This is a genomic window from Actinophytocola sp., from assembly GCF_036002505.1.
In the GTDB taxonomy this organism is placed as follows: Bacteria; Actinomycetota; Actinomycetes; order Mycobacteriales; family Pseudonocardiaceae; genus DASYTH01.
On the sequence record NZ_DASYTH010000077.1, the window covers coordinates 19,642 to 39,556 of the forward strand.

The 19,915-nt window shown below is 70.3% G+C and carries 17 protein-coding genes; 9 read left to right on the plus strand and 8 right to left on the minus strand.

Features of this window, described 5'->3' with window-relative positions; genetic code table 11:
* Window positions 1-64 precede the first annotated feature (64 nt).
* From VGR06_RS05680 to VGR06_RS05695, 4 genes are all read left to right on the plus strand, one after another.
* Window positions 65-670 (plus strand): PadR family transcriptional regulator, encoded by a 606-nt coding sequence (locus VGR06_RS05680; RefSeq protein ID WP_327557891.1) that lies wholly within the window; start codon window positions 65-67, stop codon window positions 668-670.
* 72 nt (window positions 671-742) lie between these two features.
* A complete protein-coding gene (locus tag VGR06_RS05685; protein WP_414637156.1) occupies window positions 743-2,044 on the plus strand; it encodes a C39 family peptidase in 1,302 nt (433 codons plus the stop codon).
* An 80-nt stretch (window positions 2,045-2,124) separates the two neighbouring features.
* Window positions 2,125-2,694 carry a DUF4232 domain-containing protein gene (locus VGR06_RS05690; protein ID WP_327557893.1) on the plus strand — a complete coding sequence of 190 codons (570 nt, stop codon included), beginning with the start codon at window positions 2,125-2,127 and terminating at the stop codon, window positions 2,692-2,694.
* A 39-nt stretch (window positions 2,695-2,733) separates the two neighbouring features.
* The gene (locus VGR06_RS05695) at window positions 2,734-3,168 is read left to right on the plus strand and encodes a hypothetical protein (protein WP_327557894.1); all 435 of its coding nucleotides are present in this window, start codon (window positions 2,734-2,736) and stop codon (window positions 3,166-3,168) included.
* Here VGR06_RS05695 and VGR06_RS05700 read toward each other — a convergent pair.
* A complete protein-coding gene (locus VGR06_RS05700) occupies window positions 3,140-4,789 on the minus strand; it encodes an FAD-binding oxidoreductase (protein WP_327557895.1) in 1,650 nt (549 codons plus the stop codon). The genes VGR06_RS05695 and VGR06_RS05700 overlap by 29 nt on opposite strands.
* On the opposite strand from VGR06_RS05700, the gene VGR06_RS05705 reads away from it, so the two are divergent.
* Window positions 4,788-5,417, plus strand: a complete 630-nt coding sequence (locus VGR06_RS05705; protein ID WP_327557896.1) for a TetR/AcrR family transcriptional regulator — start codon at window positions 4,788-4,790, stop codon at window positions 5,415-5,417. The genes VGR06_RS05700 and VGR06_RS05705 overlap by 2 nt on opposite strands.
* Window positions 5,418-5,507: 90 nt before the next feature.
* Window positions 5,508-7,025, plus strand: a complete 1,518-nt coding sequence (locus VGR06_RS05710) for a glycerol-3-phosphate dehydrogenase/oxidase (protein ID WP_327557897.1) — start codon at window positions 5,508-5,510, stop codon at window positions 7,023-7,025.
* 55 nt (window positions 7,026-7,080) lie between these two features.
* On the opposite strand, the gene VGR06_RS05715 is transcribed toward VGR06_RS05710, so the two are convergent.
* Genes VGR06_RS05715 through VGR06_RS05725 form a run of 3 tightly spaced genes read right to left on the minus strand, consistent with a single transcriptional unit; the run spans window position 7,081 to window position 9,328 of the window.
* Window positions 7,081-8,562 carry a M15 family metallopeptidase gene (locus VGR06_RS05715; RefSeq protein ID WP_327557898.1) on the minus strand — a complete coding sequence of 494 codons (1,482 nt, stop codon included), beginning with the start codon at window positions 8,560-8,562 and terminating at the stop codon, window positions 7,081-7,083.
* Complete coding sequence (locus VGR06_RS05720) at window positions 8,559-8,876, minus strand: type VII secretion target (protein WP_327557899.1); 318 nt, start codon at window positions 8,874-8,876, stop codon at window positions 8,559-8,561. The genes VGR06_RS05715 and VGR06_RS05720 overlap by 4 nt, the downstream gene beginning before the upstream one ends.
* Window positions 8,877-8,890: 14 nt before the next feature.
* The gene (locus VGR06_RS05725; protein ID WP_327557900.1) at window positions 8,891-9,328 is read right to left on the minus strand and encodes a YbaB/EbfC family nucleoid-associated protein; all 438 of its coding nucleotides are present in this window, start codon (window positions 9,326-9,328) and stop codon (window positions 8,891-8,893) included.
* Between the two features lie 717 nt (window positions 9,329-10,045).
* Here VGR06_RS05725 and VGR06_RS05730 point away from each other — a divergent pair.
* Complete coding sequence (locus VGR06_RS05730) at window positions 10,046-11,221, plus strand: ABC transporter permease (protein ID WP_414637157.1); 1,176 nt, start codon at window positions 10,046-10,048, stop codon at window positions 11,219-11,221.
* A gap of 173 nt (window positions 11,222-11,394) precedes the next feature.
* Window positions 11,395-13,776, plus strand: coding sequence for an immune inhibitor A domain-containing protein (locus VGR06_RS05735; RefSeq protein ID WP_327557902.1), 2,382 nt, complete (start codon window positions 11,395-11,397; stop codon window positions 13,774-13,776).
* A gap of 110 nt (window positions 13,777-13,886) precedes the next feature.
* Here VGR06_RS05735 and VGR06_RS05740 read toward each other — a convergent pair whose 3' ends face one another.
* Together VGR06_RS05740 and VGR06_RS05745 are read right to left on the minus strand one after the other, a co-directional pair.
* The gene (locus tag VGR06_RS05740; RefSeq protein WP_327557903.1) at window positions 13,887-15,191 is read right to left on the minus strand and encodes a citrate synthase; all 1,305 of its coding nucleotides are present in this window, start codon (window positions 15,189-15,191) and stop codon (window positions 13,887-13,889) included.
* Window positions 15,192-15,523: 332 nt separating this feature from the next.
* Window positions 15,524-16,474 carry a carbohydrate kinase gene (locus VGR06_RS05745; protein WP_327557904.1) on the minus strand — a complete coding sequence of 317 codons (951 nt, stop codon included), beginning with the start codon at window positions 16,472-16,474 and terminating at the stop codon, window positions 15,524-15,526.
* A 42-nt stretch (window positions 16,475-16,516) separates the two neighbouring features.
* On the opposite strand from VGR06_RS05745, the gene VGR06_RS05750 reads away from it, so the two are divergent.
* Window positions 16,517-17,671, plus strand: coding sequence for an acyl-CoA dehydrogenase family protein (locus tag VGR06_RS05750; RefSeq protein WP_327557905.1), 1,155 nt, complete (start codon window positions 16,517-16,519; stop codon window positions 17,669-17,671).
* Window positions 17,672-17,678: 7 nt separating this feature from the next.
* Here the strand turns inward: VGR06_RS05750 and VGR06_RS05755 are convergent, their stop codons facing one another.
* Together VGR06_RS05755 and VGR06_RS05760 are read right to left on the minus strand one after the other, a co-directional pair.
* Window positions 17,679-18,890, minus strand: coding sequence for an amidohydrolase (locus VGR06_RS05755; protein ID WP_327557906.1), 1,212 nt, complete (start codon window positions 18,888-18,890; stop codon window positions 17,679-17,681).
* A 198-nt stretch (window positions 18,891-19,088) separates the two neighbouring features.
* A partial coding sequence (locus VGR06_RS05760; protein WP_327557907.1) for an aldose 1-epimerase family protein occupies window positions 19,089-19,915 on the minus strand: 827 nt, incomplete at its 5' end.

Below are 19,915 nucleotides of genomic sequence, written 5' to 3' on the forward strand. Positions count from 1 at the left end.
AACGTCCACAATGGGGGATAACCTTCCGGTAGGTATGTATCTTCGGGCCGATCACCCGAGGGAGGTGACCAGCCTGCCAGCCGAGCCCGCACCGCCGGAGCATTCGCGCGCCGGGGACCGCCCGCGCAAGCTGAACGCGACGTCCTACGTCGTGCTCGGCATGCTCTGCCACGGCCCGGCCACGAGCTATGACCTCAAGCAACGGATCGCCTACACCATCGGCAACTTCTGGGCGTTCGCGCACTCGCAGATCTACGACGAGCCGGTGCGGCTGGTGGCCGACGGCCTGGTCACCGAGACCGTCGAGGAGGGCGGCCGGCGCAAGCGCACCTACTCGATCACCCGGACCGGCCGTCAGGCGCTGCAGGACTGGCTGGCCACCCCGACCCACGAGCAGACCGAGGTCCGCGATCTCGGCGTGCTGAAGCTGTTCTTCGCCTCCTTCGGGGAACGGGCCGACCTCCTGCAGCTCGCCCGCGACCGCCACGAGTCGCACCGGGCGCGTGCGGACAGCTACCTCGAGATGCACGAACGGATCATCGACTTCGCCGACCCCTGGCAGGTCAAGACCCTGGAACTGGGCCTGCGCTACGAGCGCACCGTCGAGCAGTTCTGGGCGGACTTCCTCGCCGAGCTGGAAGGACCGCGAGTCCCCAGTTCAGACACATGAGTTCCCGGTTCGGGACAGGTTCGTCTCGCCAACCATTTACATAGCGACCATCAAGCGGGAAAATCCCTACCCATGAGCGCACGCCCGTTTGGTTCTCGCCTTGCTCGACTGCTGATCGTGGGTGTCGCCGGAGCCGCGACGGCTGTGTCGCTCCCGGCCGCCGCGCCCGCCGACACCGGCGCCGATGCCGCGCCGGTCGACTTCCACCAGTGGCGCTCGCTGCCGGAGCTCTTCTCGGGCCGGATCGAGGGGCTGCTGCCCGCGCCGCGCGGTGGGCTGCGGATCGGCCGCCCCGCCGGCACGGTCGAGCACACCGAGCCTTTCCTTGGTACGACACGAACCTACGAGTACGGGCGGTGGACCTCGCCGCTCTACCGGCAGGGCTTCGACGCCACCCAGCTCGTCGCGTCCTGGAACGCCACCACCCCGGCCGGAACCTGGCTGCAGGTGGAGATGCAGGGCCGGACCGCAGCCGGCACCACGACCCAGTGGTACACGATGGGCCGCTGGGCGAGCGGCGACCAGGACATCATCCGCACCAGCGTGCCCGACCAGTCCGACGCCTCGGGCTTCGTCGACGTGGACACGTTCGTCGCGAAGGCCGGCGGCACGCTGCGCACCTACCAGCTCCGCGTCACCCTGTACCGCGCGGCCGGCACGCACGCCTCCCCGACCCTGACCATGATCGGCGCGATGACGTCGGCCATCCCGGACCGGTTCACCGTCCCGATCTCCCCGCCGGCCGGCGCCTGGGGCACCGAACTGCCCGTCCCGCGGTTCTCCCAGAACATCCACATCGGACAGTACCCGCAGTACGGCGGCGGCGGTGAGGCCTGGTGCAGCCCGACGTCGACGGAGATGGTCGTCGAGTACTGGGGCCGCCACCCCAGCGCCGAGGACACCTCCTGGGTTGACCCGTCCTATGTGGACCCGAGCGTCGACCACGCTGCCCGGTTCACCTACGACAAGGACTACGACGGCACCGGCAACTGGCCGTTCAACACCGCCTACGCGGCCACCTACGGCCTCACCGGCCACGTCACCCGGCTGCACTCGCTGGCCGAGCTGGAGCGCTACATCATGGCCGGCATCCCGGTGGTCACCTCGCAGTCCTTCCGCGCCGACGAGCTCGACGGCGCCGGCTACGGCACCGCCGGCCACCTGATGGTGATCATCGGCTTCACCCCGGCGGGCGACGTGATCGCCAACGACCCGGCGTCCAGCAGCGACGAGGCCGTCCGCAACGTCTACCGCCGCGACCAGTTCGAGACGATCTGGTTGCGCACCAAGCGCTTCACCGCCAGCGGCAACATCGCCAGCGGCTCCGGCGGCGTCGCCTACGTCATCACCCCACCCGGAATGCGCACCCCTTAGTGTCGGATGCGTGGTCTCCGGATGGGTGGTCGACCTGCGCCGGCCGGGCGAGGAGGCACGCTCCGTGCTGGACTTGTGCAGTGATCCGCCTGGTCGCGCCCCTGTGCGCCCTCGCCCTGCTGCTGACCGCCTGCGGCGACAAGTCCGCCGGCACCGGCGCCCAACCGCTGACCCCGACCTCCGAGTCCCCACCCATCAGCAGCACCACCACCGTTCCCCCGTCGACCTCCCCGGGCGTGCCGCGCTGCTCCGCCGCGACCCTGTCCGGCACCATCCAGCCCGCGGACGCCGGCGCCGGCAACCGCTACGCCACCCTCGTCGTCACCGCCAAGTCCCGCTGCACCCTCTACGGCTACGGCGGCCTCCAACTCGTTGACACGCAAGGAAAGCCGACGCCCACCAACCTGGTCCGCACGCCGAACCCCGGCCCCGCCCTGGTCACCCTCCAACCCGGCCAGACCGCGCACAAGACGCTGCACTGGACCGTCGTCCCCACCGGCGACGAGCCCGTCACCGGCCCGTGCGAACCCTCATCCGCCGGCGCCACCGTGATCCCGCCCGACGAGACCCAGCCCTTCACCGTGATCTACGAGTTCGGCCCCGTCTGCGACCACGGCCGCATCGAAGGCAGCGCCTACTTCAAGCCCTGAACCCTGGTCAACCCCGGGCCCACGCGGCACCCTTACCGGATGAACACCGACCAGGTCCTCACCACGCCCCGGGTCGAGCCGCTCGAACCCGTCACCACCGACGAGCCCGACCCGTTAGCCAAGATCACTCTGACCCCGCGCGGCTTCGCGGCCCTGCTGGCCACCATCGGCCTCCTGCTCGGCCTGATCCTGGCCATCGTCCCGGTCCATGTCGCCGGCCCGGACCCGGCCAACCCCGTCACCGTCTCCTGCGGCAACACCATCGGCGGTGTGGAACCGGCCAGCGTGGCGGCCAACCTCAACAACCCCGACCGCCCCACCATGACCGCCTACGTGACCATGTGCGAAACCGCCATCAGCAACCGCACCTTCGCCACCTGGCCGATGTTCCTCGCCGGCGCCCTCACGATCATCTGGATGGGCGTGGTCCGCCGCGAAAGCAAGGTCACGGCACCAGCTTCCCCGGGTTCATGACCCCGGCCGGATCGAGCACGCTCTTCACCGATCGCAACACCTCGACCCCCAAAGAGCCGATTTCCGCACCGAGATACGGCGCGTGGTCCACGCCCACCGCGTGGTGATGCGTGATCGTCCCAAGTGGATTGATCGCCTCGCACGCCGCCGCTTTCGCCTGCCGCCACTGGGTTTCCGGGTCGTCGTCGGTTCTCGGCACGAGGACGGTGAAATACAGGGAAGCGCCGGTCTCATAGGCGTGGGAGATGTGGCAGGCGACCACCGGCGACCGTCCGGGGGCGGTGAGCGTGGTCGTCAGGGCGTCCCGCACGGCTGACCGCAACTCGGACAGCCGTGACCAGTGGGTCGCCGTTTCCAGGGTTTCCACGCAGACGCCGATATCCATCAACGCGTCGCGCTGGCGTGGGCCGGCGAACCGGCCGTGCCGCCATTTTTCGCCGGTGGAGCGGCCGAGGCGGAGCGCGCCGAAGCCACGCAGCGCCCGCAGCGTGGCCTTGCGCCGGTCCCGGAGGCGCCGCTTGGAGGTGTCCTCCCAGCCGAGGATCAGCAGGCACGGCTCGGTGTGGCCGACGAAGGCGAGGAAACGGCGCAGTGCCGCGGCCGTCCACCCGCTGGACAGGCGCAGCGCCACCTCGGTTTCGGTCGGGTCGGAGAGCCGGGTGACGTCGGCGAGCACCCGGCCCTGGGCGAGCGCGCGGACCGCGTCGGCCCCGCTGTTCCAGCCGTCGAGGACGTAACCCTCGTAGCGCCGCACCGTGGGAACCGGGCGGACCCGCACGGTCACCTCGGTGATCACGCCGAGGGTTCCCTCGCTGCCCACCACGAGCTGCCGGAGATCCGGGCCGGCGGCGGAGGCCGGCGCCACGCCGAGCCGCCACTCGCCGCGGGGGGTGGCCAGCCGCACGCCCTCGACCATGTCCTCGAACCGGCCGTAGCCGGCGGAGGCCTGGCCGGAGGAGCGGGTGGCGGCGAACCCGCCGATGGTCGCCCGCTCGAACGACTGCGGCACGTGGCCGAGCGTGAAACCGTGCGGTAGCAGCAGCTTCTCCGCCTCCGGCGCGACCACGCCGGCCTGGAGCACGGCGAGCTGGGACTCCGCGTCCACCGAGACCAGCTTGTTGAGCCGCATCAGGTCGAGCACCACGACCGCGGGCCGGCCGCCGCGCACCGCGTCGACCCCGCCGACCACCGAGGTGCCGCCACCGAACGGGACGATCGCCACGCCGTGTGCCGCGCACACCTCCACCACCCGCTGGACCTCCTCGGGCGAACCGGGCACCACCACGGCATCCGGCACCGCCAGCTCGCCGGCCCCGCGGTGCCGCAACAGGTCCACATAGGACAGACCGCCGGCACGGCCCAGCCGGTCCGCCCGGGAGACCAGCACCCGCTCCGGCCCCACGACGGCCGCCAGCTCCGCCCGCACATTGTCCGGCAGCGCCGATTCGCCGACGGGCAACGCCGAGTCCGGCGCCACCGGCGTGCTTTTCTCGGTCAGGCCGGTTTTTCCACGCAACCAACGCAAAGCGGGCGCGGGCAGGTGCGCGTCCGCGGCGCCGTCCGGGGTCCATCCGCACCGCACGAGGTGATCGAGGCTGTCCACTGGTACAGTGTGACACATGGCGTCCAAACGTCACACCGCGCCGCCGCCAACGCCGTCGCCGGCTCGCCTCGAGGACGACGTGCTGCTGGACGCGGCCCGAACGTGTGTGCTCGAAGTGGGGGTGCGGCGGACCACGCTCAGCGGCGTGGCGAGGGCTGCGGGGGTCAGCCGGATGACGCTCTACCGCCGTTTCCCCGATGTGCGGAGCCTCCTCGCCGCGCTGATGACCCGGGAGTTCGGTGTGCTGCTCACCCGGGCGTCCGGCGCGGCCAGCCCGCGGGCCCGGGCCCGCGAGCGGCTGGTCGCCGCCGCCGTGGACAGCGTGTGCGCGCTCTCGGTCGACCCGCTCATGCGCAGCGTCCTCGACCGGGACGCCGAGCTGGTGCTGCCCTACATCGTCGAGCGGGTCGGCAGCGTGCAGCGGATCGCCGAGCAGTTCATCCGCGAGCAGCTGATCGCCGGGCACCAGGACGGCTCGGTGCGGATCGGCAACCCGGCGGTGCAGGCGCGGGCGATCTTCCTGATGATGCAGTCGTTCGTGTTCTCGATGCGCCCGGCCACCCGCGGCGTCGACCGCTCCGAGCTGATCGGCGAGCTCACCCAGCTCATGGACGGGGCGCTGCGGCCCAAGGAGAAAAGGCCGTGAGCGAGCTTGCGAGCGAACAATCGAGCACTGCCCTGACGCTGAGCCTGCGAAGCGACAGGTTCAGCATCACCGAGCTTGCGAGGTGATGTCATGAGCACCTCGCTCAACGCCGAGCGCCGGGCGGTCGAGTTGGACGCGCTGGCCGGCGGCGAGGTGGTGGACGTGCTGGTGATCGGCGGCGGGGTCACCGGCGCCGGCGTGGCGCTGGATGCCGCGTCCCGCGGTTTGTCCACGGCCCTGGTCGAGGCGCACGACCTGGCGTTCGGTACGTCGCGCTGGTCCAGCAAGCTGGTCCACGGCGGGCTGCGCTATCTGGCCAAGGGCGATGTCGGGCTGGCGCACGAGAGCGCGGTCGAGCGCGGCATCCTGATGCGCACCACGGCACCGCACCTCATCCGCCCGCTGCCGCAGCTGGTTCCCTTGTACCGCAACATGTCCGCCGGTTCAGCGGCGATCACCCACGCCGGGTTGCACGCGGGTGACGTGCTCCGCCGGCTGGCCCGCACCCCGTCCGCGTTGCTGCCGCGGCCACGCCGGGTGTCCCGGCCGGAGGCACTCGCGCTGGTGCCGGGCCTGCGCGGCGGCGGGTTGCGCGGCGGGCTGCTTTCCTTCGACGGCCAGCTGATCGACGACGCGCGGCTGGTCGTGGCGCTGGCCCGGACCGCCGCCGGGTTCGGCGCGAAGATCATCACCCAGGCTCGGGCGGTCACCGTTTCCGGTGCCGGCGCGGAGATCCGCGACACCGTGACCGGCCGCACGCTCGAGGTCCGGGCCCGCAGCGTGATCAACGCGACCGGGGTGTGGGCCGGCGGGCTCGTGGAATCGGTGCGGCTGCGGCCCTCCCGCGGCTCACACCTGGTGCTCGACGCCGGCACGGCCGGCCTGACCGGCACCGCGCTCACCGTGCCGGTACCCGGGAAGTTCGGCCGGTTCGCGCTCCTGCTGCCGCAGCGCGACGGCCGGGTCTACCTCGGGCTCACCGACGAGCCGGTGGACGGCCCGATCCCGGACGTGCCCACGGTTCCGCAGTCCGATGTGGACTTCCTGCTCGGCATCGCCTCCACCGTGCTGGACCGCCGGCTCACCGAGGCCGATGTGCTCGGCAGCTACGCCGGGCTGCGACCGCTGCTGGACGCCGGCGGGCGCAGCGCGGACCTCTCGCGCCACCACGCCGTGCTCACCGCGCCCGACGGGGTGATCACCGTGGTCGGCGGGAAGCTCACCACCTACCGCAAGATGGCGCAGGACGCGGTCGACGCCGTGCCCCTGCCCATGGGTCCCTGCCGCACCAAGGAGATCCCGCTCACCGGCACCCCAGAGTCCACAGTGGACGCACCGGCCCGGCTCGTCGCCCGGTACGGCAGCGAGGCGCCGACCGTGGCCGCGCTGGGCGAGTTGGACCCCGACCTGGCGCAGCCTGTCGCGCCCGGCCTGGACGTCACCGCGGCCGAGGTGGTGTGGGCGGTGCGGCACGAGGGCGCGCTGGACGCCGACGACGTCCTGCACCGCCGTACACGGATCGGGTTGGTGTCAACGGAACTGGAGGCGGCGCGACCGCGCGTGCACGATCTGGTCGGGCTCGCGATCGCCGGGCTCGGAGTGCGGTGAAGGGGGCCTTTCTCACCGTGGCCGTGAGGAAGGCCCCCTTCATCGCACTTTGGCCCTACGGAGTGCGCTCCTGGATAAGCCGGATCCGGTCGGCGGCGGCCCGGACTTGCTCGGGGTTGCCGATGATCTCGAAGTGCATCTCGTCGGCCCGCCCGCGGTAGTCGCCGCCCCATCGGACCGTTCCGTTCGTCTCGCCCACGATCCGGTGGATCTCGTCGACCTGAACCTGGGTGAACGTGCCGCGGGCGCCCAATGCGTGCTGGGGCGCGTTGACGTCCACCGCGGTTGCGCTCGCGTGGTTGGAGATGTCTCCGCCACCGCGGATCTCGCGGTTCGCCCAGCCCCACGTGGCGTTCGGGTCGAGGCGCTCCACCCGCTGGTCCACCTGGGTCAGCACGTGCACGAGCACGTCCCCGGCCGGACCGTCGGCCACCACCACCCGCACGGTCGTGCCGGGCACGAACCGCGCGGTCCGCGGCGGGTTGACCGGCCAGCCGTTCTGCGACACCGGACCCTGCGGCGCGCCACCGGTGGCCTGCGCGAGCTGCACGCCCGGCTGGTAGCCGTCGTAGTGGTACGGGTTGGTGGGCGCGGCGTTCTGCAGGGTGACGCCCGGGATGGCGCCCGGCGCGTAGGCGTCGTAGTTGTAAGCGGCCGTCGGCGCGGCGGCCTGGAGGTTGACCGTGCCGCTGACGCCCTGCGGCCCGGTGCCCGCGCTGATCGTGCCGGCGTAGTTCAGCTGCGAACCGGAGACCTGCAGGGAGGTGTCCCCGGCGGCCTTCCCGCCGATGGTCTGCATGATCTGCTTGACCGCCTTGACCAGCTGCATGACCTTCTGCACCAGTTGCATGATCTTCTGGAACGTGGAGATCAGCTTCTGGATCTTGGAGATGCACTTCTGCGCGGACTGGACCGCGGTCGTCACCGACTGCGCGATCCCCTTGGCGATGCTCGCCCCGAAGCTGCCCCACGCCTCGGCCAGCGCCTCGATGATGATCATGACGATCCGGTTGCAGGCCTGGTTGATCACGTCCATCACGGCCTTGCGCACCTCGGCGAGCATCTTGCCGGCGCCCTCCATGGCACCCGACATCGCCTTGGTGACCTCGGAGAAGCTGTCCAGGTTCTGTGCCTGGGTCGCGCCCGCGGTCCGGTAGGAGTCGGCGGCGGCCCCGGTCCAGTTGGCGGTCTCGCCGCGGATCGCCTGCCGGTACTGGTTGGCCGTCGACGACAAATCGTTGGCCGCCTTGGTGAAGTTCTGCGCGCTGCCCATGATCGACGTCGGGTCACCGAGCAGCTTGTCGAACGGCTCACGCAGGAACTTGATGTGCCCGATGAGCCAGCCGAACCCGGCCTGGGAGATGGCGCCGAGCGGGTCGCCGCCGAGCCCGATGACGTCCATGGCCACGTTCGAGACGCCGAGCCCGGCGCCGATCCAGTCGCCCCGCTCGATGGCCGACGAGGTGTTCTGCACGTCGTTGAACAGGCTCGTGGCGGCCTGCTGCGGGGTGCGGGCCGCCTGCTGCGCCGGGCTCATCGGGCTCCCTCCGTGCTGCTGAGCTTGAACAGTTCGGCGCGCGCCTGGTCGATCTGCTGGTACAGGTCGGCGACCTCTTTCAGTCCCTTTTGGACGTCCATAAAGGACTTGGCGCCCTTCATGAGCGCATCCCCCACCTCGCCGCTCGCCGACATGATGGCCGCCACGAAGAACGCCCCGACGACGCCGTACGCGTTGCCGCCCAGCACCGCCCGGGCGACGTTGCACGCCTGGCTCACCTGATTCGACATCTGGCCCACGGACGCCGCGTGCTGGCGCAGCTCCCCGAGATGGACGTTGAAGCCCTCGCTCATTCGCCTGACCGCCTTCAGTGGATGACTTCTGGTGGGTTGTCGAAGTACTCGTCGTCCGGCCGCATGTCCGGCCGCATCTCCGCGACGACCGGCTCGTCCCGGCCATCACCGGCGTAGCCCTCCGGCAGCTTGCTCTTCACCACGTCCAGGGCCGGCCCCTCGCCGACCAACCCCTTCATGGCCTCGACCACCTGCGCGCCGGCGTCCCGCTGCGCCTGCCGGGTGGTCTGCATGATCAGCCGGGACAGCTGCTCGGGCTCGAGCTCGCGCACCCCAGGCCGCAGCACGAGATCGGTGGTCACCCCGCTGGCGCTCACCCGCACGGTGATCTCGCCACCGCCCGACGTCGCCTCGCCGCCCACCTTCGCCAGGGTCTGCTCGGTCTGCTCCGCCCGCGCGGCGACCTCCTTCAGCTGCTCGTCGTACTGCTGGAGCCACTCCTGTGGATCCATCGCGCGCCCTCCAATGGTCCATGACGGATCATCGTGCATCTTTGATGGAGCATGCCCGATCCGGTTCCCTCGAGAGCCTAGTTTCTCCGAACTTCATTCGGTCACGGTTCCGTAACGCTGAGGCACACGTGTCCCGCGGGCAACATCATCGTGTGACGCCGCATAGGCGATCCGTTACCCAGAGGGGGTTTCGGGACGGCGTGCCCATGCGAGAGCAGCTGGGACCGAACGCTCCGGGCGAAGGGCGAGACAGTAGGGGTCCAGGGCGGCACGCTGCTTGGCCACAGCTACGGCGGGGAGGTCGTCGGCATCACGGCCCGCGACGGAGCGGTCGCGCTGGTCTACCCGGGCACGCACGGCATTCCCGGTACTGATCCGATACCGCCGAAGTGATCCGGGCGGCCGCACGGCGCTGGTCTTCGCTCCGGCTGGGTGGTCGGCGTTCCTGGGCACGATCACGGCTCGCTAGCGTCGGATCGCTACGGGAACGCGGGACACGACTACGCGAAGGCGGAACACGACTACGTGAGCGCGGGACACGCCCGGGGTGCCGGGTGTCCGCCGGTGTGTCCCGCGTCTGCGTAGCCGTGTCCCGCCCTCAGGTAGCCATGTTCGGCATTCGCGTAGTCGTGGCACGTCTTCGCGTAGGCCCCCGGCGCGGCGCTCGGGACCGGTCTGGATACTGGTGAACCGGGTGCTGGCGAGGAAGGGGTGCGCGTGGTGATCCGCACCGTCGGGTTGATCGCTCGCCGTGAGCTGAACGCCAAGCTGCGCACCCGGTCCTTTGTGATCGGTACCGCGGTGTCGCTTGTGGTGCTGGTGGCGTTCGTGCTCATGCAGGGTTCGCTCGGCGGGCCGGGCTCGCTCACGGTGGGGCTCAACGGGCAGGCAATCGGGGTCGCCGACCAGCTCGGGCAGGCCGGGCGCCAGCTCGGCCGGGAGATCCGCACCCGGGAGGTCACCGACCTGCCGGCGGGTGAGCGGATGGTCGCGGGCGAGGAGCTGGACGCGCTGGTGAGCGGCCCGCCGGCGCAGCTTTCGGTGCTGGTGCGGGACGAGCTGAACCAGGACCTGCGGGTGGCGCTGGACGCGATCGTGCAGCAGGAGGTGCTGCGCGCCCAGCTCGCCGCCATCGAGGACCTGGACGCCAACCAGGTGCTGGAGAACGTGGCCGCCGCCCAGGTGGGCGTGAAGTTCTTGCGGGGGCCCGATTCCCAGCGCGGTGAGCGGCTCGCGGTGGCTCTGCTGATCATCGCGCTGCTGTACGTGTCGCTGGTGTTCTACGGCAACCTGCTGGCGCAGGGTGTGATCGAGGAGAAGTCCAGCCGCGTGGTGGAGCTGCTGCTGGCCACGGTCCGCCCGTGGCAGCTGCTGGCCGGCAAGGTGCTGGGGCTGGGCCTGGTCGGTCTGATCCAGCTCGCCGTGCTCGGCGTCGCCGGCCTGACGCTGGCCTCGGTCACCGGCGTGCTGACCATCCCGGGCTCGGCGACCGGCTCGGTGCTCTGGGGTCTGCTCTGGTACCTGCTCGGGTTCGCGCTCTACGCCACGGTGTTCGCCGCGGTGGGCTCGCTGGTGTCCCGGCAGGAGGACGCCCAACCGGTGATCATGCCGGTCACGCTCGTGCTGCTGGTGGCGTTCGTGCTCGGCTTCAGCGTGCTGGCCCGCAACGCCGCGAGCACGGCGAGCACGGTGCTGTCCCTGGTTCCGCTGCTCTCCCCGGTGCTGATGCCCGGCAAGATCGCGCTCGGCGCGGCGCCGGGCTGGCAGATCGGCGCCGCACTCGGGCTCACCATCGCCGCGATCGTGCTGCTCACCGCGCTCGGCGGCCGCATCTACCGCAACGCCGTGCTGCACATGGGCTCCCGCCTCCGGCTGCGGGACGCCCTGCGCTAGGCGAGGGTTGGAAAGCAATGTCACATTGCTTTCCCTCTACCGCTGCAATGTGACATTGCTTTCCGCCGTTCGGCGGGTCCCTCCACGCGCCGTCGTATGCAACTATGCGCGCCGGACCATATGACCCGATCGTGTCATTGGTCCTCTTCTGGGCGATCCTTGGAGGGACCCTCTTGCGACAAAGAGTCATTACCAGCCTGACAGCTGCCGCCGTCGTGGTGGCGGGGCTGGTCTCGGTGGCGCCGGCCGCGTCCGCGGCACCCGCCGCCGATCTACAAGCACAGAACCAGGTGGTACAGGGCACCGACGACCTCGCCACCCCTGCCGAGCAGAAACGCCGCGCATTGCGCGAGAAGGCGTGGTCCGACGTGCTCAGCGGCGTCCGGACGGCCGAGAAGCGCGGCCCCAGCACCGTCGTCAAGGTGGGTAAGAAGCCCGGGCCGAAGAGCGAGGCGCGCCGGGGCTCGGGCCCCGTCGACGAGTACGTCGAGCTGGCGCGGGAGAAGACCGACCGGATCTTCGTGGTGCTGGCCGAGTTCGGCAACGAGCGCCACCCCAGCTACCCCGACCAGGACACCGACCCGGCGACTCCCGGCCCGGCGCGGTTCGACGGGCCACTGCTCAACCAGATCCCGGAACCGAACCGGGCGGTGGACAACGTCACGCTCTGGCTGCCCAACTACGACCGGCAGCACTTCCAGGACCTGTACTTCTCGCACGACCCCGTCGTGGACTCGGTGAAGAACTACTACGAGAAGCAGTCCTCCGGCCGGGACTCGGTCGAGGGCACGGTCACCGACTGGGTCCGGGTGCGGTTCAACCAGGCCCGCTACGGCCGGTCCAACGGCTTCCCGTGCACCGGGATCGTCTGCGGCAACTCGCAGTTCCTCGTCTCGGACGCGGTGAACCAGTGGTACACCGACCAACTCGCCGCCGGCCGCCCGGCCGCCGAGGTGAAGGCGGAGCTCGCCACGTTCGACGTGTGGGACCGCAACGACTTCGACGGTGACGGCGACTTCAACGAGCCGGACGGCTACATCGACCACTTCCAGATCGTGCACGCGGGCGGCGACCAGGCCGACGGCGATCCGGTCTACGGCGAGGACGCGATCTGGAGCCACCGCGGCTTCGCGTTCAGCAGCACCAACACCGGCCCGGTGGGGAACCTGCGGGGCGGCACGCAGATCGCCGACACCGGCCTCTGGGTCGGCGACTACACCATGCAGCCGGAGAACGGCGGCATCGGCGTGTTCTGCCACGAGTACGGGCACGACCTGAACCTTCCGGACCTCTACGACACCTCCCTCGCCGGCCAGAACAACGTCAACTGGTGGTCGCTGATGGCCCAGCAGCGGGTGTCCGGGCCCGGCGAGGTGCTCGCCACCCGGGTCAACGACATGGACGCCTGGTCCAAGCTGCAGCTGGGCTGGCTGGACTACGAGGTCGTGGTCGCGGGGCAGACGCGCACGCTGGACCTCGGCCCGCACGAGTACAACTCGGCCAAGGCCCAGGGCGTCGTGGTGGTGCTGCCGGACAAGGTCAAGACGTTCCAGTTCGGCGCGCCGTTCGCCGGGGCGCGGCAGTGGTGGAGCACCAAGGGCGACGACCTGAACACCACGCTCACCCGCGAGCTCAACCTGACCGGGAAGTCCACCGCGGCGCTGACCATGAAGGCGCGGTTCGACATCGAGGAGGACTTCGACTTCCTGTACGTGCAGGCGTCCTCGGACGGCGGCGCGAACTGGACCGCGCTGGACGGCACGGTCGGCGGGGCACCGTTCGCCCGGGACTCCTCGAACGCCCCCGCGGTGTCCGGCAGCTCCGGCGGCAACTGGGTCGACCTGACCGTGCCGCTGGACTCCCAGGCGGGCAAGAACATCCTGCTGCGGTTCAACTACCGCACCGACGGCGGCCTGGCGCGGGGCGGGTTCTTCGGTGACGACATCACGATCACCGCGGACGGCGCGACGCTGGTCAGCGACGGGGCGGAGAGCGGCGACAACGGCTGGACGGCGGTCGGCTTCAGGACCACCACCGACACGGAGACGCTGTCGTTCGACAACTTCTACGTGGCCACGAACCGCACGTACGAGTCCTACGACCGGTACATGCAGTCCGGCCCGTACAACGCCGGGTTCCCGGACCGGCCGAAGTGGGTCGAGCACTTCCCGTACCAGACCGGTCTGCTGGTGTCCTACTGGGACACGTCGTTCATGGACAACAACACCAGCCAGCACCACGGTGAGGGCCTGGTCCTGCCGGTCGACGCGCACCCCGCGCCGATCTTCAACCTGGAGGGCCGGGCCTGGCGGGAGCGGATCGCCGGCTACGACGCGCCGTTCTCACTGCGCAAGGCGGACTCGTTCACGCTGCACATCAACGGCAAGGCCAGCTACATCCGCGGCCAGAACGGTGTGCCGCTGTTCGACGACACCAAGCAGTTCTGGTTCGCCGAGCAGCCCAACGCGGGCGTGGTCCTGCCCGCCACCGGCACCACCATCCGGGTGCAGTCGCAGAACGGCACCTCGATGAGGATCCGGGTCGGCACCAAGTAAACCCGCGCAGACGAAGGGGCTCCCGGTCCGCCCGGGGGCCCCTTCACTTACGAACTCGCGTGCTGGAACCAGGAACTCGCGGGCTGGAACCGGGGACTCGCGGGCTGGAGTTAGCGGTTGGTGATGGAGGTGTAGTCGCGCTCGGTGTGGCCGGTGTAGACCTGGCGCGGGCGGCCGATCTTGGTGGCCTTGTCGTTCATCATCTCGCGCCAGTGGGCGATCCAGCCGGGGAGCCGGCCGAGCGCGAACAGCACGGTGAAGAACTTGGTGGGGAAGCCCATCGCGCGGTAGATCAACCCGGTGTAGAAGTCGACGTTGGGGTAGAGCTTGCGCTCGATGAAGTAGTCGTCGGCGAGCGCGCGCTCCTCCAGCTCCTTGGCCAGGTTGAGCAGCTCGTCGTCGCCGCCGAGCCGGCCGAGGATGTCGTCGGCGGTCTTCTTGATGATGGCGGCCCGCGGGTCGTAGTTCTTGTAGACCCGGTGGCCGAAGCCCATCAGCTTCACGCCCTCCTCGCGGTTCTTCACCTTCCTGACGAACGAGTCCACATCGCTCTCGTCGTCCCGGATCCGCTCGAGCATCTCCAGCACCGCGCTGTTAGCACCGCCGTGCAGCGGGCCGAACAACGCGTTGATTCCAGCCGAAATGCTGGCGAACAGGTTCGCCTCGGAGGAGCCGACCAGCCGCACGGTCGACGTCGAGCAGTTCTGCTCGTGGTCGGCGTGCAGGATGAACAGCAGGTCCAGCGCCCGGACCACGTCCGCATCCAACTGGTACGGCTCCACGGGCAGGCCGAACGTCATGGTCAGGAAGTTCTCCACCAGCCCGAGCGAGTTGTCCGGGTAGCGGAACGGCTGCCCGGTCGACTTCTTGAATGCGTACGCCGCGATCGTCGGCAGCTTGGCCAGCAGCCGGATCGTGGAGATCTCCACATGTTCGGCGTCAAAGGGTTTCAGGCTGTCCTGGTAGAAAGTGGACAGTGCGGACACCGCGGAGCTCAGCACCGGCATCGGATGCGCGTCGCGCGGGAAACCGTCGAAGAACCGTTTGAGCTCCTCGTGCAGCAGCGTGTGCATCTTGATCTTATCGGTGAAGTCGTCGAGCTGCGCCTGGGTCGGCAGCTCGCCGTAGATCAGCAGGTAGCTGACCTCGATAAAGGTCGAACGCTGCGCCAGCTGCTCGATCGGATAGCCGCGGTAGCGCAGGATCCCCGCGTCGCCGTCGATGTAGGTGATCTCCGAGGAGCAGGCCGCGGTATTGACGAAGCCCGGGTCCAGGGTGACCAGGCCGGTGGCGCTGAGCAACTTGCCCAGGTCGATGCCCGAGGCGCCCTCGGTCGCCGGCGACACGGTCATGGCATGCTCGCCGCCCGGATACTGCAGCACGACCTTGCCGGAGTTCGTGGTTGCGTCAGGCATGTAACGTCCCTCTCGCACTCTTTGCGGGGCGGCCGATGGTGTTGTCCCAGGCCCGCCTAGCCCGGCTGCGAGAAAACGCAAGCACCGCCCCGTTGGGGTCTCCCATTCTTACGCTAGTGCTCCGCACGCGCCACGCACAGTTTCTGCGACCGCGACCTGCCTCACAGCGTTGAATCCAATGTGAGGGCTCGGGCCCCGGGCCACTGCCGCTGTGGCCAGCTTGGCACGGACCGACTCCTCGGGCAGACCATCCTCTGCCTCGCCCACCCGCTCATCGTGGCGCTCCGCGCCGCAGTGCCTGACTGTGGCCTACCCTCGTCGCCGGTGAGCCCTCACATGATCTCTGGCAGGTATGGCGGTTCCGCTCCCGCCCTGGACACGGTCACCGCGGCGGCCCGCGCGGCAAACGACAGCGCGTCCCGCCAGTCCGCCGCGCTCACCGCTCGTAGTGGCGCGGTGGCGGAGATGCCCCGCCGGTACAGCCAGTGCAGCAGCGCGCCGTGCACGGTGTCGCCCGCCCCGATGGTGTCCACCACCGTCGCCGCCGCGGCCGGCACCTCGACCAGCTCGCCGTCGGCCGTGATCACGGCCAGCCCCTCCGCGCCCCGGGTGAGCACCGCCGCGGCGGGGCCCTTGCTCACCCACGCGCGCACGAGCGCCTCGACCGGTTCGCCGTCGCCGAGGCCGCCCAGCCAGCGAGCGTCCTCAACGGACAGTTTGAGCAGGCCGATGTCCGGCAGCCAGCTCACGAACCGGGCGCGGTGGGCGTCCGGATCGGACACCAGGACCGGACGGATGTTGGGATCCAGCACGGTGAGGCCGCCGCGCCGGGCGTGCCGGCGGAGCATGGTCTCGTAGGTGGTGGCGCCCGGCTCCAGCAGCAGCGAGAGGGTGCCGAGGGAGAGCGTGGTCACCTCGGCCGGCAGCTCACCCGGGTCGGAAACCAGCCGGTCGGCGGTGCCCTCCACGTGGAACGAGTAGCGCGCCGAGCCGTCCGGCCCGATCCCGGCCACCGCGAGCGTGGTCGGCTCGGGGCCGCGCCGCACCATCGAAACGTCCACATTGGACAATTGGAGCCGGCGCAGCAGCGCGTCGCCGAAGCCGTCGGTGGACAGCCGGGAGAGGAACCGGACCGGGTCGCCGAGCCGGCCGGCCGTGATCGCCACATTGTACGGCCCACCACCGGGCATCGGCCGCAGCGGCGCCAGCGCGGCATCCACAGTGGACTCAACAGGCCCGGCCGGAACCAGGTCGACGAGCGCCTCACCGCCGACGACTATCATCACGCCTCCCCTACTACACAGTAGGACGTCATACTATTTAGCATGCCCGCAGAGCGACTGCTGCCCAGCACCGAGGCCGAGGACCTGCTCAAACTCGTCCGCGAGATCTCCCGGGACGAGCTCGCCCCGCACGCGTCGAAGTATGAGGAGGAGGAGCGCTTCCCGCGCGAGCAGTTCCGGCTGCTCGGCCGCAGCGGGCTGCTCGGCCTGCCCTACCCGGAGCGCTGGGGCGGCGGCGCGGTCCCCTACGAGGTGTACCTGCAGGTGCTCGAGGAGCTCGCCAGCGCGTGGATGACCATCGGCGTCGGCGTGTCCGTGCACAGCATGTCCTGCTACGCGCTCGCCGAGTACGGCACCGACGAGCAGCGCGAACGCTGGCTGCCCGAGATGCTCGCCGGCGACCTGCTCGGCGCGTACGCGCTGTCCGAGACACACGCCGGCTCGGACGCGGCGGCGCTGACCACCCGGGCCGTGCGCTCCGGCGAGGTGTTCGTCGTCAACGGCACCAAGGCCTGGATCAGCCACGGCGGCCAGGCCGACTTCTACACGACCATGGTGCGCACGTCCGAGTTCGACACCGCCGGGGCCCGCGGGATCAGCTGTCTGCTGGTCGATGCCGGCACGCCGGGCCTGTCCGCCTCCCCGCCGGAGCGCAAGATGGGGCTCACCGGCTCCACCACCACTCAAATGATCTTCGAGGACGCCCGCGTCGCCGCCGACCGGTTGCTGGGCCCGGAGGGTGACGGCCTGAAGATCGCCCTCTCCTCGCTCTCGTCCGGCCGGCTGGGCATCGCCGCGTGCGCGGTCGGCCTCGCCCAAGCCGCGCTCGACGAGGCCGTCGCCTACGCCAAGCAGCGCACCCAGTTCGGCAAGCCCATCATCGACTTCCAGGGCGTCGAGTTCCTCCTCGCCGACATGGCCGCGGCGGTGGAGTCCTCGCGGGCCACCTACCTCGAGGCCGCGCGCCGCCGGGATCGCGGCCTGCCGTTCCAGCGCCAGGCCTCCATCGCCAAGCTCGTCGCCACCGACGCCGCCATGAAGGTGACCACCGACGCCGTCCAGGTGCTGGGCGGCGCCGGCTACACCAAGGACTTCCCGGTCGAACGCTACATGCGCGAAGCCAAGGTGCCGCAGATCTTCGAAGGTACCAACCAGATCCAACGCATGGTCATCGCCCGCGATCTCCGCAGGGCCTGAAGTGCGATCACTCCCGGTAGAACGGGTTCACCGTGACGCCCTCGCCGGTGTGGTCGTCGAAGTGGTACACCTCGCGGCCGGCGACGTAGACCCGCAGGGCGCGGGACATCACGTCGAGCGGATCCCCGGACCAGATCACGATGTCGGCGTCCAGGCCGGGGCGCAGCGAGCCGACCCGGTCGTCCAGCGACATGATCTCGGCGGGGTTGGTGGTGATCGAGCGGAGCGCGGTCTCGGCGTCCAGCCCCTCCTTCACCGCCAGGGTCGCCTGGTGGACCAGGAAGTTGACCGGCACCACCGGGTGGTCGGTGGTGATGGCGATCTTGACCCCGGCCCGGGCCAGGATGCCGGGGTTGCGCAGTGAGCGGCGGCGCAGCTCCACCTTGGGGCGGCTGGTGAACAGCGGCCCGATGATCACTGGGATGTTCTTCTCCGCCAGCAGGTCCGCGAGCAGGTGCGCCTCGGTGCCGTGGTTGATCACCAGGCGGTAGCCGAACTCCTCGGACAGCCGCACCGCGGTGGCGATGTCGTCGGCCCGGTGGGTGTGCTGGCTCCACGGCAGCTCCCCGTCGAGCACCCGGACCAGCGTCTCCAGCGTGTTGTCCCGCTCGAACGGCTCCTCCGCGCGCTCGGCGTGGGCGCGGCGCAGCTTGTAGTCCTGCGCCTGGGTGAACGCGTCCCGGATCACCGCGGCCACGCCGAGCCGGGTGGACGGCAGCTTCTTCTGCTCGCCGTAGACCCGCTTGGGGTTCTCGCCGAGCGCGCTCTTCACGCTCAGCGGCTCGCGGATCAGCATCTCGTCGGCCGTGCGCCCCCAGGTCTTCACCGCCACGGTCCGGCCGCCGATGGGGTTGGCCGAGCCGGGCTTGACCACCATCGTGGTGACGCCGCCGGCCAGCGCGTCCCGGAAACCCTCGTCGTCCGGGTTCAGCGCGTCCAGGGCCCGCAGCCGGGCGCCGTTCGGGTCCGTCCGCTCGTTGGCGTCCTCCCCGATCCAGTGCTCGGCCTCCTCGTTGACCCCGGCATGGCCGTGCGCCTCGATGAAGCCGGGCAGCACCCAGGAACCCGACGCGTCCACGATCTCCGCGCCGTCCGGCACATCCACGTCCGCGGCCGGGCCCACCGCCACGATCCGGCCGTCCTCGACCAGGACCGTCCCGTCCTCGATCGGCGCGCTGGCCACGGGAACGACGTATCCACCCATGAATGCTGTACTCACAGTGCCCAATGTTCGCTCCCGTTCGGCCGCAGAAGATGCCGGCTTCCTCCGTGCGCTGCTCGGTGCTCGTTCCTCGCACCTGCGCTGCTCCTCCGTCCAGCCGGCATCGCGGCCTCTCTCTCGCTCACGTCGCCTCCTCGCAGGCTCGGAGCCGCCGCGAGCGGACGCCCTGTGACATTGGTTCGCTCGCAAGCTCGCTCACAGCGGCATGATCCCCCAGCGTCCGGCCCAGGTCTTTCCCGGCTCGAGGTGGATCAGGTCGATGCCGGAGTTGAGCGCGTCCGGCGGGCAGGTCATCGGCTCGATGGCGACCGCGAAGCCGCCGCGGGCGCCGGGGAAGTCGTACGGCGTGTACACCTGCACCCAGCGGAAGCTGAGGTCCGCCCAGAGCTCCACCCCGCCGCCGGGGTGCACGATGCCGTGCCGGATCAGCCCGTCGCCCCTGGGTTTGCAGCCGCCGAAGGCGTGGTCGAGGTCCGGCATGTCGCACAGCAGCCGGCCGCGCCGCATGTCCAGGTCGGTGCCGCGGATGTCCACCGGCTCGCCGGTCGGCACCATCCGCACCGGGTCGAGCGGAAGCATCGTGGTGGCGGCCAGCTTCAGGTCGCAGTCCTCCATCTTCAGCGCCCCGGGCCGCAGGTACGGGTGCGCCCCCATGCCGAACGGCATCACCCGCTCGCTCAGGTTGTGCATGCCGTGCGTGACGTTCAGCCCGCGCAGCCCCAGCTCATAGGAAACGCTGGTGCGAAAGGGAAACGGCCACCCCGGCGCGGGCCCGACAGAAATCTCCAGCGTCACCTTGGACTTCGAGTGCTCGGTGACCGTCCACTCCCCGTGCCGCACCAACCCGTGGATGGCGTTGCCCCGCTCCGGCTCGGTGATCTCCAGGTCGCGCGGCTCCCCCTCGTCGGTCCAGCGCGCCCCGCCCACCCGGTTCGGCCACGGCAGCAACACCGCCCCCGCACCCTTCGGCGGTTCCTCGTCCTCACCGAAAGTTTCGGTGTACAGCACGCCATCCACCTCGT